Here is a 19243-nt window from a genome sequence, read left to right as displayed (position 1 = left end):
CGGATATAGAGAACAAGCGGACGGTCCGAGAGAATTGCGATGCGGCAAACTCGCGTATTTCGGCGCGTGCTTCCTCGCTTAACGGAACAACAACGTAATAACCAGGGCTTGCTTGCCCCCGAAGGACCCGCGCGATGCAAATGAGGATCAACATATCAGCTGGCCCCGCCATGGCGGCCGCTGCTGTTGTTTCCCCCGCAGCAATGGACGCAAGCCCCGTAGCACCAAATCACAAAACCATAGCGGCAGCTGCATGCGCTTCGGGCGCAGGGAAGATATTGTCTTATCCCGCTCGCGCTGCCGTGGAGACTGAACTCAATGGCAAACAAAATGCTGATCGACGCGGCCCACCCGGAAGAGACCCGGGTCGTCGTCGTGCGTGGAAATCGGGTAGAAGAATTTGATTTTGAGGCAGCTAATCGAAAGCAGCTTCGCGGGAATATTTATCTAGCCAAGGTTACTCGGGTCGAACCATCACTTCAGGCGGCTTTCGTCGAATATGGCGGAAACCGGCACGGTTTCTTGGCTTTTAGTGAAATTCACCCGGATTATTATCAGATACCTGTCGCGGACCGTCAGGCGCTACTGGAAGCGGAAGCTGCCGAGCGGGAACAAGATGACGCGGCCGATTCGGACGAAAAACCAAAACGCCGTCGTCGCAGCCGTGCTGCGCGGAACGAGACCAAAGAAGATGTCGTCGCCAGCTCTGACGACGAGTTGGACGAGAGCACTTCAGAAGAAACAACTGAAGATGGGGAAGCTGCCGAGGCTTCTGAGACCACTGGCGTTTTGGATGACGAACAGCTGACTGCATCCAACGATGCTTCGGAGAACAATGAGGAGCCTTCTGCTGAACAGAACGCGGACAGCGAAAGCGATCCAGCTGTTGATGCAAAAGACGCTGCAACCGATGAGGCGGACGCTTTCGAGGCACGTTCTGACGCGGACGACGATGAGGACGCAACCGAAGCGGATACAGAGGAAGATGATGATGCGCCGGTAAGAGCGCGCTCAAGACGCCGCCGTCGTGATGCGGATGATGAGAATAGCGATGACGAAGACAGTGTAGAATCTGTTGGGGCCGAAGATGCAATGGAAGAAGTTCCTGAGCGTCGGCAGGCACCGCGTCGCCACTACAAAATTCAGGAAGTCATCAAGCGCCGTCAGATCATTCTGGTGCAGGTCGTTAAAGAAGAGCGCGGCAATAAGGGTGCTGCTCTGACAACCTACCTGTCACTGGCAGGTCGCTACTCTGTTTTGATGCCAAACACGGCACGCGGTGGCGGCATTTCCAGAAAAATCACACAGCCAACTGACCGTAAACGCTTGAAGAAAATTGCATCCGAGCTGGATGTGCCGGAAGGAATGGGCGTTATCCTGCGAACGGCAGGTGCGAGCCGGACGAAGGCTGAGATCAAGCGTGATTTCGAATACCTGATGCGACTTTGGGAAACCGTTCGAGATCTGACCTTACAATCAAGCGCGCCGAACCTTGTTTATGAGGAAGGCAGCCTGATCAAGCGCTCGATTCGCGACCTCTACAACAAGGACATCAATCAGGTGTTGGTGGCCGGAGAAGAGGGCTACCGAGAAGCCAAGGACTTCATGCGCATGCTCATGCCGAGCCATGCGAAAAACGTTCAACCTTATCGCGACCCCTCCCCGCTGTTCATCCGGTTCGGAGTTGAACCACAACTTGATGCAATGTTCTCGCCTCAAGTCACGATGAAATCGGGTGGCTATATTGTTATCAACCAGACCGAAGCGCTGGTCTCGATCGACGTGAACTCCGGCAAGTCGACAAAAGAGCACAACATTGAGGACACGGCGCTTCAGACCAACCTGGAAGCTGCAGAGGAAGTTGCGCGCCAGCTGCGCTTACGCGATTTGGCAGGTCTTGTTGTCATCGACTTCATCGATATGGAGGAGAACAAGAACAACCGGAATGTTGAGCGCAAACTCAAAGAATGCTTGAAAAACGACCGGGCCCGCATTCAGGTCGGCCGTATTTCACACTTCGGCCTTCTGGAGATGTCTCGCCAGCGGCTGCGCACCGGGGTTCTTGAAAGTTCGACAACACCATGCCCGCATTGTAACGGCACAGGCATGATCCGTTCCGTTGAATCGGTTGCCCTGCACGTTCTTCGGTCCGTCGAAGACAATCTGCTGAAAGGCGCCACACACAATCTCATCTTGCGGACCTCGACAACCGTTGCGCTCTACGTTCTGAACCAGAAGCGCGCGCATCTTGTTGAACTTGAGGGCCGGTTTGCAGTTGAGATTGAAGTGCAAGCTGATGTGATGGTCAATGGGCAGCATTATATGCTGGATCGCGGCGAACTCGTCGACCGTGACCGTTTCCCAGCTCCGGTTGTTCAATACGTCCAACCTGACACGATTGATCTGATTGAAGATGAAGACGAGCCAGAGGAAGAGGTTCAAGAAACCTCCTCTGATGAAGCTGATCAGGATGGTGACCGGGATCGGAAGCGCCGCCGCCGCCGCGAGGGGGCGGCGGGGTCGTGGTGATGGGCCAGAACGGTCTGATCAGGAACAGCAGGCCTCTGAAGACGACGATGGTGCCGAAGCTCAAGAAGCTCAGTCCGAAGATGGTGATGATGCCAGCGAAGAGGACCGTCGCCGCAAGCGTCGGCGTGGGCGTCGTGGTGGCCGTCGCGGTCGCCGCACCAATGAAGGCGATACAGTCGCAGCTTCAGATGAAAATGATGAAGCAGCCACGTCTGATGCCGATGCGGCCTCTGGCGACAGCAACGCTGCGGACACAGGGGAGCCGGGTGCGACCGTTGAAGCTGTCGACACTTCTGCAACCACTGCTGAAGCTGCTGGTTCGGAAGAAACAACTGACAGCGGAATTGCTTCAGAAACCGCCTCGGATGTTGAAGCAAACGACGATGACAAGCCAATCGTTGCGCCGACGCCGGTTTCAGAAGAGCCTGTGGCACAGGCCGCACGTGAGGTCGCAGCAGATGATCAAGAAGATGCATCTGCTCGCACCGCTCCGCTAGAGCCGGTTGTTACCAGCGAATCTGCATCCGACAATGAGGAAGCCAAAAAGCCAAAACGTGGCGGTTGGTGGCAACGGCGCTCATTCTTCTAGGCGCTTCGCCGTATTCCAATCTACAAAAAGCCCCCGGCCGTTGCCGGGGGCTTTTTTGTTTCATACTGTCAATCCAGATTCATCCAAGCCATTTGCCAAGCCGGGAAAGCGCTTCCTTCATGTGATCATTGGACCCTGCAAAAGAAAAGCGCGTGAATGCATGGCCGTTCACAGGGTCAAAATCCGCACCAGGTGTTGCTGCAACTCTCGCCTCTTCAAGCATCGACTTGGTGAACGTTAGAGAGTCGTTGGAAAACCACCGTGTGTCCGCATAGACATAAAAGGCACCATCGACCGGCAACAGCTTGTCAAATCCAAGTTTTGGCAACTCTTGCATCAGCAGCGTACGATTTTGGGCGTAGCCTGACTTGATCGCTTCCAGCTCTTCATGCGCGTCAAGCGCTGCGGTGGCCGCGATCTGCGAGAGTTCAGGCGGAGAGATATACAGGCTTTGCGCGATTCTCTCGACTGGCCGCACCAGAACCTCTGGCAAAACCATCCATCCAATTCGCCATCCGGTCATGCAATAATACTTGGAGAAACTGTTGATAATGATCGCATTTTGAGACGTTGCAAGCGCTGTTGCCTGCTCTACTTCGTACACCAAGCCGTGATATATCTCGTCGGAAATGAACCAGATACCGTTGTCGTCGCAATACCGCACAAGCTCGCTTAACGCCTCAGGGGTCATCATGGTGCCGGTCGGGTTTGCGGGACTCGCAACCAATACGCCGCGAATTGAGCCATCTCGTTGAGCTTCTTCCAACAGCGTAGGCGTTAGACACCAGCGCGTCTCTTCGCTCACCTCTATTTCGACTGGAACAAGACCAAGCGCCTTGATGATGTTCCGGTAGGCTGGATAACCGGGCGAAGTCAGTGCAATGCGGTCGCCCGCATCGAAGGCGGCAAGAAATGCGAGATTGAAGCCAGCCGATGAGCCTGTGGTCGCAACAATTCTGCCCTCATCGACCTCGACACCATATGAATCCCGATAGTGCTGTGAAAGACGGCTGCGAAACGGCTTGATCCCCCGCGCCTCTGTGTATCCCAGCTTGCCCACATCCAAAGCGTTCCGTGCAGCCTCCAAAGCCAATTTGGGTGCTGGAGCCGAAGGTTGACCCACCTCCATATGAATAATCGATTTGCCGTCAGCCTCCAGACGTGCCGCCGCACTCAAGACATCCATTGCCAGGAACGGCGCGACGTCACTTCGACAAGACGGACTGAACTTGGGGTCAGCATGGGACATAAATGAATTCCAATATGAGTGGCAGACGTGGTTTCTTGGCTATGTCTCATAGGATGGACGATTTGCACAAGGCCACCTAAACGTGAACCGCATGTAGTCCAGCTCTATGCCGGTTTTCTTGACCCGGATTTGAACTGGCCATACGGTCGCCGAAATTAACGGGCGATTATACCCTTTGAACAGATCTCGTGATTTGGCTTAAAGCTCCCTTGTCTTTTCGGCCACGTGAACACATCTCAAACGTCAATCAGGAGACACCCTGTGGCAGATATGAATATGGCGAATTGAGAGTGAAGCAGTTTCAGCAAATAGGCGTTCCGCGCGGCCGATCAGCAACAATCGCATCAAGCTTGAAAAAGGGCATGGCAACCCTGTGCGCGATGGCTATTGCTCTACCGCTTCTCAGTGTTCCCTCCGACGCACAATCGAGAAAACGCGGCCTCTCGCTAGTCCGCGATGCTGAGGTCGAATCCTTGCTCCGGGATTACGCGACCCCGATTTTTCGTGCTTCAGGCCTGGGAAACTCGCAGCCGCAGATTATTTTGGTCAACGACAAGGCCTTTAACGCCTTCGTTCCGGATTCCCGCCGTATCTTCATCAATATCGGTGTCATCATGGATGCTGAAACACCGGGCGAAGTGATTGGTGTTCTGGCTCATGAGACCGGACACATTACCGGACGCCACTTGGTTCGGATCCGCTCAGCGGCTGCCAAGGCACAAATCATGTCGGTGATCGGTGTGATTGCTGGAGCGGGAGCAGTTGCCGCCGGTGCTGCGTCTGGCTCGCGCGGTGCGACCTCTGGTGGTCTGGCAACTGTGTTAGGCTCTGGCAGCATCGGAAAACGATCCTTTCTGGCTTATCAGCGCGGCGAAGAGGCGGCAGCTGACATTGCGGCTCTCCGCTATTTGAAAGCAACAAAACAAAGTGCGCGCGGAATGCTGAAAAACTTCGAGCGCATGGCGGAACAGCAAGTCTTTTCAGCCAAGTATGTCGACCCTTACGCGGTGAGTCACCCGATGGCCCGCGACCGATATCGCTCTTTGGAAGAAAAGGCCAAACAAAGCCCGTACTTCGACAAACCGGAAGACTACGTCCTTCAATATCGCCACGACATGGCCAAGGCGAAGCTTTACGCCTTCACCAGTCATCCCAACGCAGTTACTCGCCGGTATCCACGATCCGACAAGAGTTTGCCGGCAGAATATGCGCGCGCCATCGCCGCCATGAAATCTCGCTCAAGGAATGCCTTGAAGCAAATTGACGCCCTGATCCGCAAACACCCTAGCAACCCCTATTTTCATGAGCTTAAAGGGCAAGCGCTTCTGGAAGGTGGTAATCCGAAAGCGGCAATCGCCCCATTCCGCAGAGCTCTGAGTATTAAACCGAAAGAACCTCAGTTCCAGATTTGGCTTGGCTATGCGTTGGTCGGCTCTAACAATCCTGCGGTCCTGACGGAGGCCGAACGCATTCTGAAAAACGCCATTCAGCGCGATCCGAATTCGGGTGTGGCTCATAGCCAACTGGCTATTGCTCATGCCCGCCAGGGAGAACGAGCTGAAGCCGATTTGGCGACTGCCAAGGGATTGATGGTTCGCGGAGACTTTACAGCTGCAAAACGCTATGCCGCCCGCGCTCAAAAGAATTTGAAGCGAGGTAGTCCAGCATGGCTTCAAGCGGATGATATTGTATCCTACACACCACCCAGATTGAAGAAATAGCAAATCTGGACTGTAACACGCGGCACCTATGCCCACCTGGGTTTAAAAGCACCCGACAGGAGAATGAAATGTTCAAGTCACGATGCCTGACTGCTGTCCTATTTGCAGCCATGGCTGTCTTTACTCTCGCTTTTACAGCCAGCCCGAATCAGGCTTCGGCGGATGAGATTAACCGAAGCGAGATTGAGAAGATCGTCAAAGACTATCTCCTGCAAAACCCTGAAGTCATTGCCGAAGCCCTCACGGAACTAGACCGCCGGCAAAAAGAAGCGGAAGAAGCTGCGCGCGTCGCCGCGCTGGCCGATTCTGCCGATGTTCTCTTTAACTCCACCCGTCAGGTTGTTCTCGGCAATCCACAAGGCGACGTCACAATGGTTGAGTTTTTTGACTACAACTGTGGCTACTGCAAACGCGCACATGGCGACATCGTGAAGCTGATCGACGAGATGCCGAACCTTCGCGTCGTTTTGAAGGAATTTCCAGTTCTGGGACAAGCATCTGTAGAAGCCGCTCAAGTTGCCATTGCGGTCAATACCGTTGCGCCTGACAAATATTCCGAGTTCCACGAAGCGCTTTTGCTGCAGCGTGGGCGCGCCAATAAGGCCAGCTCTATGCAAGCTGCAATCGGTGTGGGCATCTCAGAAGACGCTGTGAACAATGCCATCAATTCCGACATCGCAGGCCAAACGATCGAAGAAGTCTACACACTTGCCAACCGTCTCGGGCTTACCGGAACCCCATCTTATGTCATTGGTGACGAGGTGATTATGGGCGCCGTTGGATACGATGATTTGCGCAAGAAGCTTGTTGCAATGGAAAGCTGCGGCGAAACCACCTGCTGAGTTCGCCTTTTGGCTAAGTTTTGGAGCGGAACGGGCTTTTCCTCGCCTTAATCCATGCTTATAAGATGCGGGGTACGGAGCCTATTGCGGCTTCGTGCCCGCACTATTACATGGGCAGGGAAACGCGTATGGAACCGGGTTCACATCTCACGTTTTCGAGCCTTGGCATCATGCGCCCATCTGGCGATGGCCAATAAAGAACCTGCGGACGAAATCCGCGAATTGAAACGGGAAGCTGCGCGATAGGCAGTTTCGAAAAACCGAACACGAAAGCCGAACCTCATGTCCAATGATAACAAAAAATTCGACACGGCCCTGATCCGCGACATGGCCATCCTACTCGATGAAACAAACCTTTCTGAAATCGAGCTGGAACATGGTGATGTCCGTATTCGTGTTGCCCGTCAATTGAACATTGAAGCTCCGGTTTACTCCGCCCCGGCAGCCGCTCCCGTGGCCCCGGCCGCGCCTGTGGCTCCAGCAGCGCCAACCGCAGCTCCCGCAGAAGCAGCACCGGCTGCCGGCGCAATTACGTCGCCGATGGTTGGAACAGCCTACCTTTCACCGGAGCCTGGAGCCGCTGCTTTCATCAATATTGGTGACAAGGTGAAGGAAGGCCAGACGATCCTGATCGTTGAGGCGATGAAAACCATGAACCACATTCCGGCGACAAAGTCCGGAACCGTGAAGCAGATTCTCGTGGAGGATGCGCAGCCGGTCGAATTCGGCGAACCCCTGATCATCGTCGAATAAGGACACAGGCGCATGTTTTCCAAGATCCTGATTGCCAACCGCGGCGAGATCGCGCTTCGAATCTTGCGGGCGTGTAAAGAGTTAGGCATTTCGACTGTCGCTGTTCATTCAACAGCTGATGCGGATGCCATGCATGTTCGGCTTGCTGACGAGAGTGTCTGCATTGGCCCACCAGCTGCACGCGACAGTTATCTCAATATTCCGAACATTCTGGCGGCCTGCGAAATCACCGGCGCTGACGCTGTTCACCCGGGCTATGGCTTTTTGTCCGAGAATGCGCGTTTTGCCGAAATTCTCGAAGCCCACAGCATTGAATTTATCGGCCCAACTGCTGAACATATTCGCATTATGGGCGACAAGATTCAGGCCAAGCAAACAGCCAAGGATTTGGGCATTCCGGTTGTCCCCGGCTCTGAAGGCGGCATTACCTCAAATGAGGAAGCGCACCGGGTTGCAGATGAAATCGGCTATCCTGTTCTTGTGAAAGCTGCTGCCGGCGGCGGCGGCCGCGGTATGAAGGTGGCCCAAAGCAAGGCCGATCTGGAGACAGCACTGTCGACGGCCCGGTCTGAGGCCAAGGCTGCCTTTGGTGACGATGCCCTTTACATGGAAAAGTATCTGGGCAAGCCGCGCCACATCGAAATCCAGGTCCTGGGGGACGGAAAGGGCAATGCTGTTCATCTGGGAGAGCGGGATTGCTCGCTTCAGCGCCGGCACCAAAAGGTTCTGGAGGAAGCCCCTTCCCCATGTCTTAACCTCGAGCAACGCGGAAAAATCGGAGAAGTCGTCGCCTCTGCGATGCGCAAACTGAAATATCGCGGCGTTGGCACGATCGAGTTCCTTTATGAAAACGGTGAGTTCTATTTCATTGAAATGAACACCCGTCTTCAGGTGGAGCACCCGGTTACCGAGATGATCACTGGCATAGATCTGGTCAACGAACAGATCCGCATCGCCGCAGGTGGTTCGCTGGATATGTCTCAAGACGATATCAAGTTCACGGGTCATGCCATCGAGTGCCGGATCAACGCGGAAGACCCGCGGACCTTTGCTCCGTCACCGGGAACGATCACCTACTATCACACGCCGGGTGGACTTGGTGTTCGCGTGGATTCAGCTGTGTACCAGGGCTACAAAATCCCGCCCTATTACGACAGCATGATTGGCAAGCTGATCGTGCACGGACGAAACCGTGTCGAGTGCATGATGCGCCTGCGCCGGTGTCTGGACGAGTTTGTGGTCGATGAAATCAAATCGACCCTGCCGCTGTTCCGCGATCTTGTCGACAATCAGGACATTGCAAACGGTCAGTATGACATTCACTGGCTGGAGAAGTATCTGGCAGAAGATGCAAAGTGATCCATTTCAGGATTTGACGTTTAAAAGGGGCCACTTGGGCCCCTTTTTTATTTCGCCGCGACTTGGGCAGTCATCGGCTCGGGGGAAAAGAACCTCAACGTCGGGTCTTGTCCTGATGGAACGTAAAAGGCCTTGGAGAGATCCGGATTGCTTACATGCACTGGCGCTGTGTTGTAGACCGCAATGTCATCGAGGTCGCTTAAATCTCGTGGTAATGAGAAATTGACCCGATTCAGGACCGTGTGGTGCCCGTAGCCCCCGCCACCTGACGCGCCCAAACCGTCAACACTGAAAACAAGTCCATTTGGAGACGCGGCCACCGCACTGCTGACAATAGACATTCCCCCTGACGGGATCAGCTGAATTTGGACATAGAGTTGACCTTTCTGGGGAAAGGCCCTCACAAGGCGCCTTTCTGCGTGGTCCAGGCATATCTCCAGGCCAAAGGTGATATTGTCGATATGGAAGATTGAACCGCCATTAAAACCACCGCCTCCACCACCGCCGGGCGTATTGATCTCTTTTGAATAGCTGGCATCTCCCAAGGCAGGCAGGTGCGCGGTGTTGAAATCCGAAAGCCCGCTTGCCGGCCATTGGAGATAGTCAATCGAACTCTTGTTTTCTTTCATTATGACGACACGATTGGCCAACTGATCATCAGTGCTTGAATACCCACCCTTTTGAACAATCGCGACATTGTAAGTCTCATAAGTATTGGTCTTGGGATCAAAGCTTTGGAGGATTGCCGTTCCAAATACAAAGAGCCAATCGCCATAACGACTATCGCTCACAGCAGTTGCTAATTCGTCGATCAATGAGGGAGCAGACATGTCACCCTGAATGCCTGTCATCATGGCAATGTCATACCCACCGTGACGACCTCTGAAATAAAACTCTGGTGCCATGAAGATCTTTAGCACCCCGGAATTGTTATCAACTGCGCTGTTGCTTGAGGCGGTTGAAATGGCCTGCTTCATGAGGCCGATCCGCGTATTCATGTCATCGATATCTGAAAGCTGTCCGGTATAGGCTGCATTCACCGTGCCGGGATTGGATGGCCCGGTGTAAATGTCGTATCCGATGAATTGCACCTTATTGTAGTACATGAGCTTTCCCTTCCTGCGTTCCAGGCCCTTGCAAAGGCGGTCACAGGAAGAGACGCTGAGAGGGAAGACTTGTGAAAATGCATTGGCGCCCAGCCAGTTGGCCGATCGCCTTTACGTAAATTTCAGTTGAAGACAGAAAGTCTTCTGTTTTCCTTTTATTATTTTTGGCAAATTATGATTTCGAGACTCGCAACAGCATCACAACTGTTGCTGGTGTCGGTCTTCAAATTTCAGGCCCAAATAATGCCAGAGCGCACATTGGAAGATAGGTTCACCGGTGGCAGGATATAAAGACGACATCGTGATGGAGATTACCCCGCAGGTTCTTTTGAAGGCCTATGCGTGCGGGCTGTTTCCCATGGCAGAGTCGGCTGATGACCCTGGGCTCTTTTGGCTGGAACCGGAACGCCGTGGAATCTTGCCGTTAGACGGATTCCATCTACCTCGCCGACTACGCCGGACCATTCGCCAGGATATCTTCGAAATCCGTGTCAGCACGGACTTTCAAGGGGTAATAGATGGCTGCGCCTCCCCCCTGCCCGGTCGTTCCAAAACCTGGATCAACAAGGAGATCCGGCGGCTTTATGGCGAACTTTTCGAAATGGGTTACTGTCACACCGTAGAGGCTTGGCAGAATGGCGAATTGGTCGGCGGGCTTTATGGCGTCAGCCTCAACGGCGCGTTCTTTGGCGAAAGCATGTTTACGCTTGAAACCGATGCCTCAAAGGTGTGCCTTGCCCACCTTGTCGCCCGCATGATTGTCGGTGGATACTCCTTGCTTGACACGCAATTCGTAACAGATCACCTAAGCAAGTTCGGAACGCAGGAAATCGCTCAGACCGACTACAATGGGCGCCTTTCTGAAGCCCTGAAGCAAGACCCGGACTTCTATGCCTTTCCAACAAATGCCAGCGGCGCAGAGGTGTTGAATGTCCTAGCCCATTGGTCCGAGAAACGACCTTCAACCAATTTCGATGTTAGGTGACCAAATTTTATATTGAGCCACTTGGGTACGCGGTCGTCGTCCCTTCAAGGCGCGGGAACAACAACCGGTATTGACCAGCCATCGCGAACGCACCTGCAATTGCAAGAGCTATAAGAGTACCGGCCAATATATCGATGAAATAGTGCGCACCATAAACCGGCGTAGACGCAATCATTACGCCAGCATATATAGCGACCGGAATAAATAAACGAGTGCCATAACTAGCGCATATAAGAAGAATGCCTGCTGCTGTATGAAACGACGGAAAAGTTACTAGCCCCGGCATCGACATGCGATCCAAGACCGGGGGCCCGCTCTCACGTAATGCCAGGATGTTATCCATATGATACACGCCGGGCACTTGGGCAAACCCGGCCAGGCTCTGCACATTTCCAAGATACGTTACTACAGCCGCTTTTGCCGGGAAGAACATGCCAATAATCGTACAAGTGAGCGCAGTTGAAACAAATACGTCTACGAAATACCGCGCTCTGCGATCTTCGCCTAACAACAAAAGCACCCATAAAAATAATGCTGTAACAAAGTCCAAGGACAAATAAGACCAATCAAGTAAAACAATCAAAAAGCGCGAGGACTGAACCCATTCAAAATAGGTTACCCAGTCCAAACCCAGAACTTGATCCCAACCCGACAACATTGTGTCCGCCCAAGGGAAAGTGATTGACATGGTCAAATAGTTCAGAAACCGCATTCCTGTCAGCGCAAACTGCAAAAAGATCATACTTTCAAGGAAAAAAACGGCTCGTTTTTTCACTCTTCATTTATAAGCGTGAGTTCCGCCTTCTTGAAGAAATACAAAAGAACACCTGCGCCAAGACACACAACCAATATTGGCGTCAAGGAAGTCACCACTAATTGGGCACCTAGTAAAACAAACAAAGCCAAATTGATCAGCCAAATACCAATGATTGTTATTGTTGAGAAACGTGTGGGATACAGCATATCTATCTCATGATTGGATCTGCTGTATATTTTTAGCAAAGCACTTAAATAAAAGTTTCTCTACGCATTTTTACCGAACGCAACGAGTCTGTTCGAGTTCTAATAACAAATATAATGACGTCGAAAACTGGATGACAGTCATAAGTGTTGGCGTTGTGACAAACTCATCAAAATTCTCATCTGATCAAAATTACCCTCTACCCCTGAAAGGGCTTTGGCCTTGGGGCGAGGATGGTGTCAACACCGTCATCCGGTCCAGCTAACGGGTCCTGATCTTCGGATGTTACCTGCTCCACTGGCGGGCCGTCATAGCCTTCAGGGGGTGGGACTGTGGAAGTGCGTTTGCAGTTGGTCAGCCAGATGTCATAGACACCGTGCTCTACGGCATGAAGGCCGGGGCTGGCGGCATACATCCAACCGGAGAAAATGCGCCTCACCTCATTGTTCAAGGTGATTTCGTCCACCTGAATAAAGCCGGTGGTCAGCGGAGATTCTGTCTGGGGACGCGTGTAACAAACACGCGGCGTGACCTGCAGGGCTCCGAACTGGACGGTTTCGCCAATATAGACGTCAAAATTGATGATGCGTCCGGTAATCTTGTCGAGACCGGAGAAAACGGCAACAGGGTTTTCAATCTTCTGGGATTGAGGTTGAGACTGGGCCAAAGCCGGTTCCACAGCCATTAATCCAGCAAGCGCCAATGCTCCTGCCAGCATACGCCCGAGGCTGCTTGTTTTCACGTCTCTGCTCATTTCACCTTACCGTTGACTGCATCCATGTGACCAGATTCGGGTCCAAGCTGCATCCAGTTTTCAAGTTAAACACAAAGAATGGCCCGATCTTGTAAGAAATCAGGCCATCCCTTGACGTTTTGAACGAGACTATGTCTCAGCCCATGTCTTCCAGGCGACTGAAGGCGACCTTCACCTTCGACAGTCTTTCGCCAAATTCAGCAGCCTTTTCCCGTTCGCCATCGACCACCTCTTGAGGCGCCTTGTCGACGAATTTCCGGTTGCTGAGTTTCTTTTCGATCCGGCCGATTTCACCTTCCAGCTTTCCGATTTCTTTCGACAACCGGGCTTTTTCACCTTCCAGATCGATGAAGTCAGCAAGCTGAAGGCAGACAGTCGTGGAACCCACAACGATCTGTGCCGCTCCCTTCGGCGCAACAGTTTCAAACGCCACGCTTTCAGCCCGTGCGAGACGCAAGATGGCGTTCTCATGCCTCTCAACACGCGCCTTGGTCTCTGAATCCGGCTCAACCACGACAACTGGAACCTTTGCACCTGCCGGAACATTCATTTCAGCTCGCAGCGACCTGATGTCAGAAATCAGAGATACCAACCAGTTGATTTCACCAGCGGCTTCTTCATCTGATACCCGCGCTTGTGGCCATTCTGTCAGAGCCAGAACGTTTTTGGCCTTCACTCCCTTGTCACCAAGGCGCTCCCAAAGCTCCTCAGTCAAGAACGGCATGAACGGGTGCAGGATTTTCAGAATCTCATCCAGTGCCCAGGCAGCGGTTGCGCGCGTCTCTTCCTTGGCCGCCTCATCATCACCATTGAAGATCGGCTTGGCGAGTTCGAGATACCAGTCACAGAACGTGTTCCAGATAAACTTGTAAGCCCCACCCGATGCATCGTTGAAACGATACTCATCCAGAGCCTTGGTGACTTCCTGAATCGCCTTGCCGGTCTCTGTCGCGATCCAGCGGTTCAGCGTGTGCTTTGTGGTTGACGGATCAAAACCGGATACCCGCTCGCATCCGTTCATCTCTGCAAAGCGCGCCGCGTTCCAGAGCTTTGTTGCGAAACGCTGGCCACCTTCTGCCGCCTGATCGGACATGCGAAGCGTTCTGCGCCCTTGTACTTCCTGACTGACAAGTGCAAAGCGGGTCGCATCGGCGCCAAAACGATCAATCAAATCCAGCGGGTCAAGAACATTGCCCACGGACTTGGACATCTTCTTCCCGTTTTTGTCGACCACGATGGAATTGATGTAGACCGTGTGGAACGGGACTTCATCCATGAAGTGGATGCCTTGCATCATCATCCGGGCAACCCAGAAAAAGATGATGTCAAATCCTGTTATCAAGACGTCGGTCTTGTAGTAGCGCTCCAGTTCAGCCGTCTTGTCCGGCCATCCAAGGGTCGAGAATGACCACAATCCGGAGGAAAACCATGTATCGAGAACGTCAGGGTCACGGGTCAGGGTCTTGCCACCTGCCAGCTTGACCGCTTCTTCCTCGGTCTCCGCACAATACTCGGTGCCGTCTTCGTCATACCAGACCGGGATCTGGTGCCCCCACCAAAGCTGGCGGGAGATACACCAAGGCTGGATGTCGTTCAGCCAGTTATAGTAGGTCTTGTCCCAGTTTCCCGGCACAAACTTTGTGGAACCATTCTGAACAGCTTTTAGCGCCGGCTGGGCCAATTTCTTGGCATCAGCAAACCACTGATCCGTCAGCATCGGCTCGATGACGACCTTTGAGCGATCCCCAAAAGGCTGCATGATTTTCTTGGATTCAATCAAAGGCAGTTGCTCAGGAGCTTCGTCTTCGTCAGTAACCTTCTTTTTGACAATTGCTTTTCCCTCAGCGGTCCACTGAGGGACTTGGCCCTTCATCCATGTGACTTGAGGGTCGTCATTGGGAACCATGACTGCAAGGCCTTCAGCCGTGATCTGTTCGATCACCAGCTTACGGGCCTCAAAACGGTCCAATCCACGCAGATCGTCCGGGACGATGTTGATGTCGTCAATCTCGTTGATCGTGAAATCAGCACCTTCGATAATCGCCTGTGCCTTGGCGGCTTCCTCGGTGTAGGACGCGCCGTCCGAACGCATCGCCCCTTTCGTGTCCATCAGGCGGTACATCGGAATGTTGTTCAGCTGAGCAACACCATTGTCGTTGAAGTCATGCGCGCCGGTAATTTTGACCGCACCAGACCCAAAGTCCGGATCCGGGTATTCGTCGGTGATGATCGGGATCAGACGACGGTGCTCTTTGGGCCCGACCGGAATTTCACATAGCTTGCCGATGATCGGTTTGTAACGCTCATCGTCCGGATGAACGGCAACAGCGCCATCGCCCAGCATGGTTTCCGGGCGCGTTGTTGCTATCGAGATGTAATCGCGGGTCTCGCGGAGGGTGACGTTTCCGTCCTCATCCTTCTCGACATATTCATAAGTCGCACCGCCTGCCAATGGATACTTGAAGTGCCACATGTGGCCATCGGTCTCGATGTTTTCGACTTCAAGATCCGAGATGGCGGTTTCCATCTTCGGGTCCCAGTTCACAAGGCGCTTGGATTTATAGATCAGGCCTTCATTATAGAGCTCAACAAAAACTTTACGAACGGCCGCCGATAGGCCTTCATCCATCGTGAAGCGTTCACGCGACCAATCACACGACGAGCCCAAACGCTTGAGCTGATTGATAATCGCACTGCCTATTTCTTCCTTGTAGGTCCATGCGCGCTTGATAAATGCCTCGCGGCCAATTTCGCGCCGGGTTGGCTCATTACGCTCAGCCATCTGCCGCTCAACGGCAATCTGCAGCGCAATTCCAGCGTGATCCGTCCCCGGTTGCCAGAGCGTATCGAAGCCCTGCATCCGCTTCCATCGGATCAAAATGTCCTGCAGCGTGTTGTTGAGCGCGTGCCCCATATGCAGCGAGCCATTAACGTTTGGCGGCGGAATTACGATTGTAAAGGCGTCAGCCCCTTCTTTGGCGCCAGCACCGGCTTTGAAGGCTCCCGCCTTTTCCCAGGTTTCGTAAATCCGCGGCTCAACGGACGCCGCATCATAGTTTTTATCAAGCATGAGGACACTCAGCTGGAGGATTATTGGTCTTGTTGAATGGCTTCCGTGTAAATCGGATGCAAGGCCCCAAGTCAAGACGACACAGGCTCTCAGCGAAGGCAATTGACCAATGTTTCCGTCTTTTCAGGCAAGTTGTTGGGGCTGGGGCAAGACTCAGGCATAACCACATTTATGTCCGTTGAACTTCGCCCCCACCACTTGCTTTGTTTACTCACCTATCTCGGCAAAGGGTATACGCCCGCATTTGTTGAGAATTATGAGCGTGTGGTCACCCGATTGAACGCTGGCGAAACAATAACGATCGTTTCTGGGCCGGACGAAATCTGTCACCCCATGCTCAATGACCCGAGTTGTCATTGCCGGAATGAGAGTGTCGCCATCCGCGACCAACAAGCCTTGGCAGCAGTTCTGACCTGCCTCCGGCTTGAAGCCATCACCGAGCCGTTTGTCTTGGCGCAAGACGATGTTTTGCGTTTGCGGCGAGCATTCCAAAACGGAGACCTTCGCGCAGCCTGTCAGGGATGTGAATGGGAGTTGTTATGTTCACGCATTGCCAAAAACGATTTCAGGGGCTGCCGTCTCCAGCCGCCCCCGAAAGAATGAACTCGATGCGATGTGATCAGCGTCCGCGTGTGATCCGCTTGATCTCTTTCTGAACCATTTCTTCCACCATCCCCGGAAGATGTTGATCCAGCCAAGCCTTCAGCATGGGACGCAGCATCTCTTGGATCAGTTCTTCAACAGTCTGCGCTTTTGACCCCACAAACATGGCGGACAGATGATCTAGCGCTGTGTGGACCGCTGCACCCGTGTCATTGGAAATCAGTGGTGCGTCATCTTCAACGTCAGGCAGGTCTGTTATAGAAACCGGTCTATCTGCAGCAGGTGGCAGTGGAGGTGGAGCAGCTGCTGCCAATGCTACTTCAGGCATTGGGTCCGGATCGGGAGCTGCTTCGAATGCCGGCTCTGGCTCCGGCTCTTCAAATGCTTCCATCGGGTCGGGCTCAACCGGCTCTGGAGCGGGTTCATCATCCACAAAACTGATATCAGCTGTGTCGGAATCAAGATCTTCTGCGAGACCTTCCACCAATTCCATTTCGCCGTCGTTGGACACATCGCCCTCTGAAAGCTCCATGTCCTCGGTCAGTTCAAAGTCTTCAGTGAGTTCAAGAACGTCTTCTTCTTCCGATTCAATTTCCGGTTCGGGTTCCGGAAGCGCCTCGTCTTCAGCGGCATCCTCTTCCATGGCAGCTGCCATGTCATCGACGTCGTCCCCGCCGTCATCCCCGGCGATTTCGTCCATGTCGAACAACTTATCAAGATCGTCCTGGGACAATTCTGTTGTATCACTCATATCGTCGTCCGCCGTTACTGATCCTTCAGGGTTGTCATTGGTGGCCACATTGTCCTGATCTGCAGGTTGACCGCTTCCCGAGGCTTCGCCCTCGGCATCCTCGTCAGAGATTATGCGGCGGATCGATGCGAGGATTTCCTCCATCGACGGCTCTTCGGCCTGCTTAGCCTCTGCCATGAACACCCCCGTACTAACTGGCTACTACGCTACCACTCAGACAGATTTGAATGATTCGTTAACGCTGATTATGCGGGTCAATTGATCACGGTAAAAGCGAGCCAGCTGGCTCTAATCGCCTTTTCCCCTTTTTAGATTCGTTCTTTCACGATGGTAAACTACAAGAACATCGCAAGAATACCTAACGTCAGATATGAGCATAAAAAAAGCCCCAACACATATTTGTATTGGGACTTCAACAAATTTCGTGCAAAAGTGCGCTGATTTATTAGCTCTTAGCGGCCATCAGGCGTACGAAGACCAAACCATTGATCGCGAACTGCTTTATAATTTTCTTGTGTGTTATAGCGAGCCACTGACAAATTCAGGCTGTTTGCATCCAGTTGGCCAATTGATGAAACCAATTGGTAACCGCTGACGATTCGGTTGCGTTGGGCTGTCACAAGGTTGACACGCTGGTTGACCAGCTCCCTTTGCGCATCAAGAACATCCAGAGTAGTCCGTTGACCGACACGCTGCTCCTCAATCACCCCTTCAAGAGCCAGCTTGGAAGCTTCAACCGCCGCCCGCGCTGCTTCAATGGAAGCGCCAGCGGCCTGATAGTTACCCCAAGCAGAAATTACGTTCGCGCGAACCTGATCGCGGATCACATCCAGCTGTAGGCGCGCCTGCCCCAGTTCCTGTTTGGCCTGGCGAACGCGAGACGATACGCCGCCTCCCTGATAGATCGGAATATTCACGCGGCCAAAAATCGACGCGTTGTTGCTGGTTCCAACATTTGCACTCGGCTCCCAGTTCCGGCTTACGGACCCGTCCAGAGTGACCGTTGGCAGCAACTCACCCTCGATGGTCTTGATGTTGTAAACAGCGGCATCCACGAGATGTTGTGATTGGATAATTAGCGGCTGTGTGGATGTAGAAACGCCAAGCGCCTGATCCAGAGAATTAGGAACGACCGTTTCAACAAATGTGTCAGCGGACAGGTTCTTTGCATCCGTTCCGACAACCTGCCGATAGATCGCACGGCTGGCATTTAGATTCGCCAATGCACTGTTGACATTGGCACGGGCTTCAGCGGCACGCGCCTCTGCCTGTGAGACGTCTGTTCGGGTTCCCTCGCCCACTTCGAAGCGGTCATTGGCCGCGCGAACCTGCTCTTGAAGGAACTGAAGGTCACTGCGCTGCAGGGAGACCAGAGCCGTGTCGCGGATCACATCAACATATGATTGAGCCGCAGACAGCAAGACATCTTGTTCGGTCGCCAACAAACTCGCATGCTGCGCACGCACAAGTGCTTCGGCCTGCTGCGTGGAGTTTACCGTCCGAAAGCCACGAAACAGAGCCTGACTAACATTTAGCGCAATCGATGAGTTGGTCCGATAATTCTCAAGACCATCCAATTCACTTCGTATACGGCCAATCTCTGCCGAGGCAGAGACGTTTGGGCGCCAACCGGACAGGGCCTGCGGAACCCGCTCATCAACACCGCGCAGTTCTGCGCGCGCTGCATTCAAGGTCGGGTTGTTTGAGTACGCAAGCGAGAGCGCTTCCTTGATTGTTTCGGCCTGCGCAGACCCCATTGGAAGGGAAACTCCAGAGACCAAAGTCAGAACCCCTGCTGCAACCGCCGTGCGCAAGGCTGATTTCAGTGAAAAACGCATAACCCAAAATGCTCCAGAGCCGCCAAATATAACTGAAGGAGATAACGGGATACGGGAGAAGAGTGCAACCTTGATGCTCAGTTCTAATCCGTATTTTAACAGGTGAGGCTGTTCGGCAACACTAAAACAACAC

Annotated in this window: 14 protein-coding genes and 1 pseudogene; 7 read left to right on the top strand and 8 right to left on the bottom strand. The window is 53.2% G+C overall.

What is annotated here, in order from left to right; all coding sequences use genetic code 11:
* Positions 1–318: 318 nt before the first annotated feature.
* Positions 319–3118, top strand: a pseudogene (locus TRICHSKD4_RS26285) (ribonuclease E/G).
* A 79-nt stretch (positions 3119–3197) separates the two neighbouring features.
* Here the strand turns inward: TRICHSKD4_RS26285 and TRICHSKD4_RS26280 are convergent.
* Complete coding sequence (locus tag TRICHSKD4_RS26280) at positions 3198–4367, bottom strand: pyridoxal phosphate-dependent aminotransferase (protein ID WP_009760325.1); 1170 nt, start codon at positions 4365–4367, stop codon at positions 3198–3200.
* A 362-nt stretch (positions 4368–4729) separates the two neighbouring features.
* On the opposite strand from TRICHSKD4_RS26280, the gene TRICHSKD4_RS26275 reads away from it, so the two are divergent.
* The 4 genes from TRICHSKD4_RS26275 to accC all read left to right on the top strand — a co-directional run bounded on the left by TRICHSKD4_RS26275 (position 4730) and on the right by accC (position 9042).
* Positions 4730–6088, top strand: a complete 1359-nt coding sequence (locus TRICHSKD4_RS26275; protein WP_139052313.1) for a M48 family metalloprotease — start codon at positions 4730–4732, stop codon at positions 6086–6088.
* Positions 6089–6156: 68 nt separating this feature from the next.
* Positions 6157–6930, top strand: a complete 774-nt coding sequence (locus tag TRICHSKD4_RS26270; RefSeq protein ID WP_009760323.1) for a DsbA family protein — start codon at positions 6157–6159, stop codon at positions 6928–6930.
* A gap of 282 nt (positions 6931–7212) precedes the next feature.
* Complete coding sequence (gene accB, locus TRICHSKD4_RS26265) at positions 7213–7683, top strand: acetyl-CoA carboxylase biotin carboxyl carrier protein (RefSeq protein WP_009760321.1); 471 nt, start codon at positions 7213–7215, stop codon at positions 7681–7683.
* A 12-nt stretch (positions 7684–7695) separates the two neighbouring features.
* Complete coding sequence (accC, locus tag TRICHSKD4_RS26260) at positions 7696–9042, top strand: acetyl-CoA carboxylase biotin carboxylase subunit (protein ID WP_009760320.1); 1347 nt, start codon at positions 7696–7698, stop codon at positions 9040–9042.
* Between the two features lie 47 nt (positions 9043–9089).
* Here accC and TRICHSKD4_RS26255 read toward each other — a convergent pair whose 3' ends face one another.
* Positions 9090–10148 carry a hypothetical protein gene (locus TRICHSKD4_RS26255; RefSeq protein ID WP_009760319.1) on the bottom strand — a complete coding sequence of 353 codons (1059 nt, stop codon included), beginning with the start codon at positions 10146–10148 and terminating at the stop codon, positions 9090–9092.
* A gap of 277 nt (positions 10149–10425) precedes the next feature.
* Here TRICHSKD4_RS26255 and aat point away from each other — a divergent pair, with 277 nt between their 5' ends.
* On the top strand, positions 10426–11133 hold the full coding sequence (gene aat / locus TRICHSKD4_RS26250; protein ID WP_009760318.1) for a leucyl/phenylalanyl-tRNA--protein transferase: 708 nt from the start codon (positions 10426–10428) through the stop codon (positions 11131–11133).
* 7 nt (positions 11134–11140) lie between these two features.
* Here aat and TRICHSKD4_RS26245 read toward each other — a convergent pair whose 3' ends face one another.
* From TRICHSKD4_RS26245 to TRICHSKD4_RS26235, 4 genes are all read right to left on the bottom strand, one after another.
* The gene (locus TRICHSKD4_RS26245) at positions 11141–11908 is read right to left on the bottom strand and encodes a phosphatase PAP2 family protein (RefSeq protein ID WP_009760317.1); all 768 of its coding nucleotides are present in this window, start codon (positions 11906–11908) and stop codon (positions 11141–11143) included.
* Positions 11905–12096, bottom strand: coding sequence for a hypothetical protein (locus tag TRICHSKD4_RS30455; protein ID WP_009760316.1), 192 nt, complete (start codon positions 12094–12096; stop codon positions 11905–11907). The genes TRICHSKD4_RS26245 and TRICHSKD4_RS30455 overlap by 4 nt, the downstream gene beginning before the upstream one ends.
* A 197-nt stretch (positions 12097–12293) precedes the next feature.
* Positions 12294–12779, bottom strand: coding sequence for a DUF2155 domain-containing protein (locus tag TRICHSKD4_RS26240; RefSeq protein ID WP_247642866.1), 486 nt, complete (start codon positions 12777–12779; stop codon positions 12294–12296).
* Between the two features lie 205 nt (positions 12780–12984).
* Entirely contained in the window at positions 12985–15918 is a 2934-nt protein-coding gene (locus TRICHSKD4_RS26235; protein ID WP_009760314.1) for a valine--tRNA ligase, read from the bottom strand.
* 171 nt (positions 15919–16089) lie between these two features.
* Between TRICHSKD4_RS26235 and TRICHSKD4_RS26230 the strand changes: the two genes are divergently transcribed.
* Entirely contained in the window at positions 16090–16521 is a 432-nt protein-coding gene (locus TRICHSKD4_RS26230; protein WP_040617436.1) for a DUF1284 domain-containing protein, read from the top strand.
* Positions 16522–16537: 16 nt separating this feature from the next.
* Here TRICHSKD4_RS26230 and TRICHSKD4_RS26225 read toward each other — a convergent pair whose 3' ends face one another.
* Both TRICHSKD4_RS26225 and TRICHSKD4_RS26220 read right to left on the bottom strand, forming a co-directional pair.
* Complete coding sequence (locus TRICHSKD4_RS26225) at positions 16538–17449, bottom strand: PopZ family protein (protein ID WP_040617591.1); 912 nt, start codon at positions 17447–17449, stop codon at positions 16538–16540.
* A gap of 275 nt (positions 17450–17724) precedes the next feature.
* Entirely contained in the window at positions 17725–19110 is a 1386-nt protein-coding gene (locus tag TRICHSKD4_RS26220; protein ID WP_009760311.1) for a TolC family outer membrane protein, read from the bottom strand.
* Between the last annotated feature and the right edge of the window lie 133 nt (positions 19111–19243).

The sequence above is a fragment of the Roseibium sp. TrichSKD4 genome (assembly GCF_000148725.1).
Taxonomy (GTDB): Bacteria; Pseudomonadota; Alphaproteobacteria; order Rhizobiales; family Stappiaceae; genus Roseibium.
This window is presented reverse-complemented; position numbering and strand designations above follow the sequence as displayed.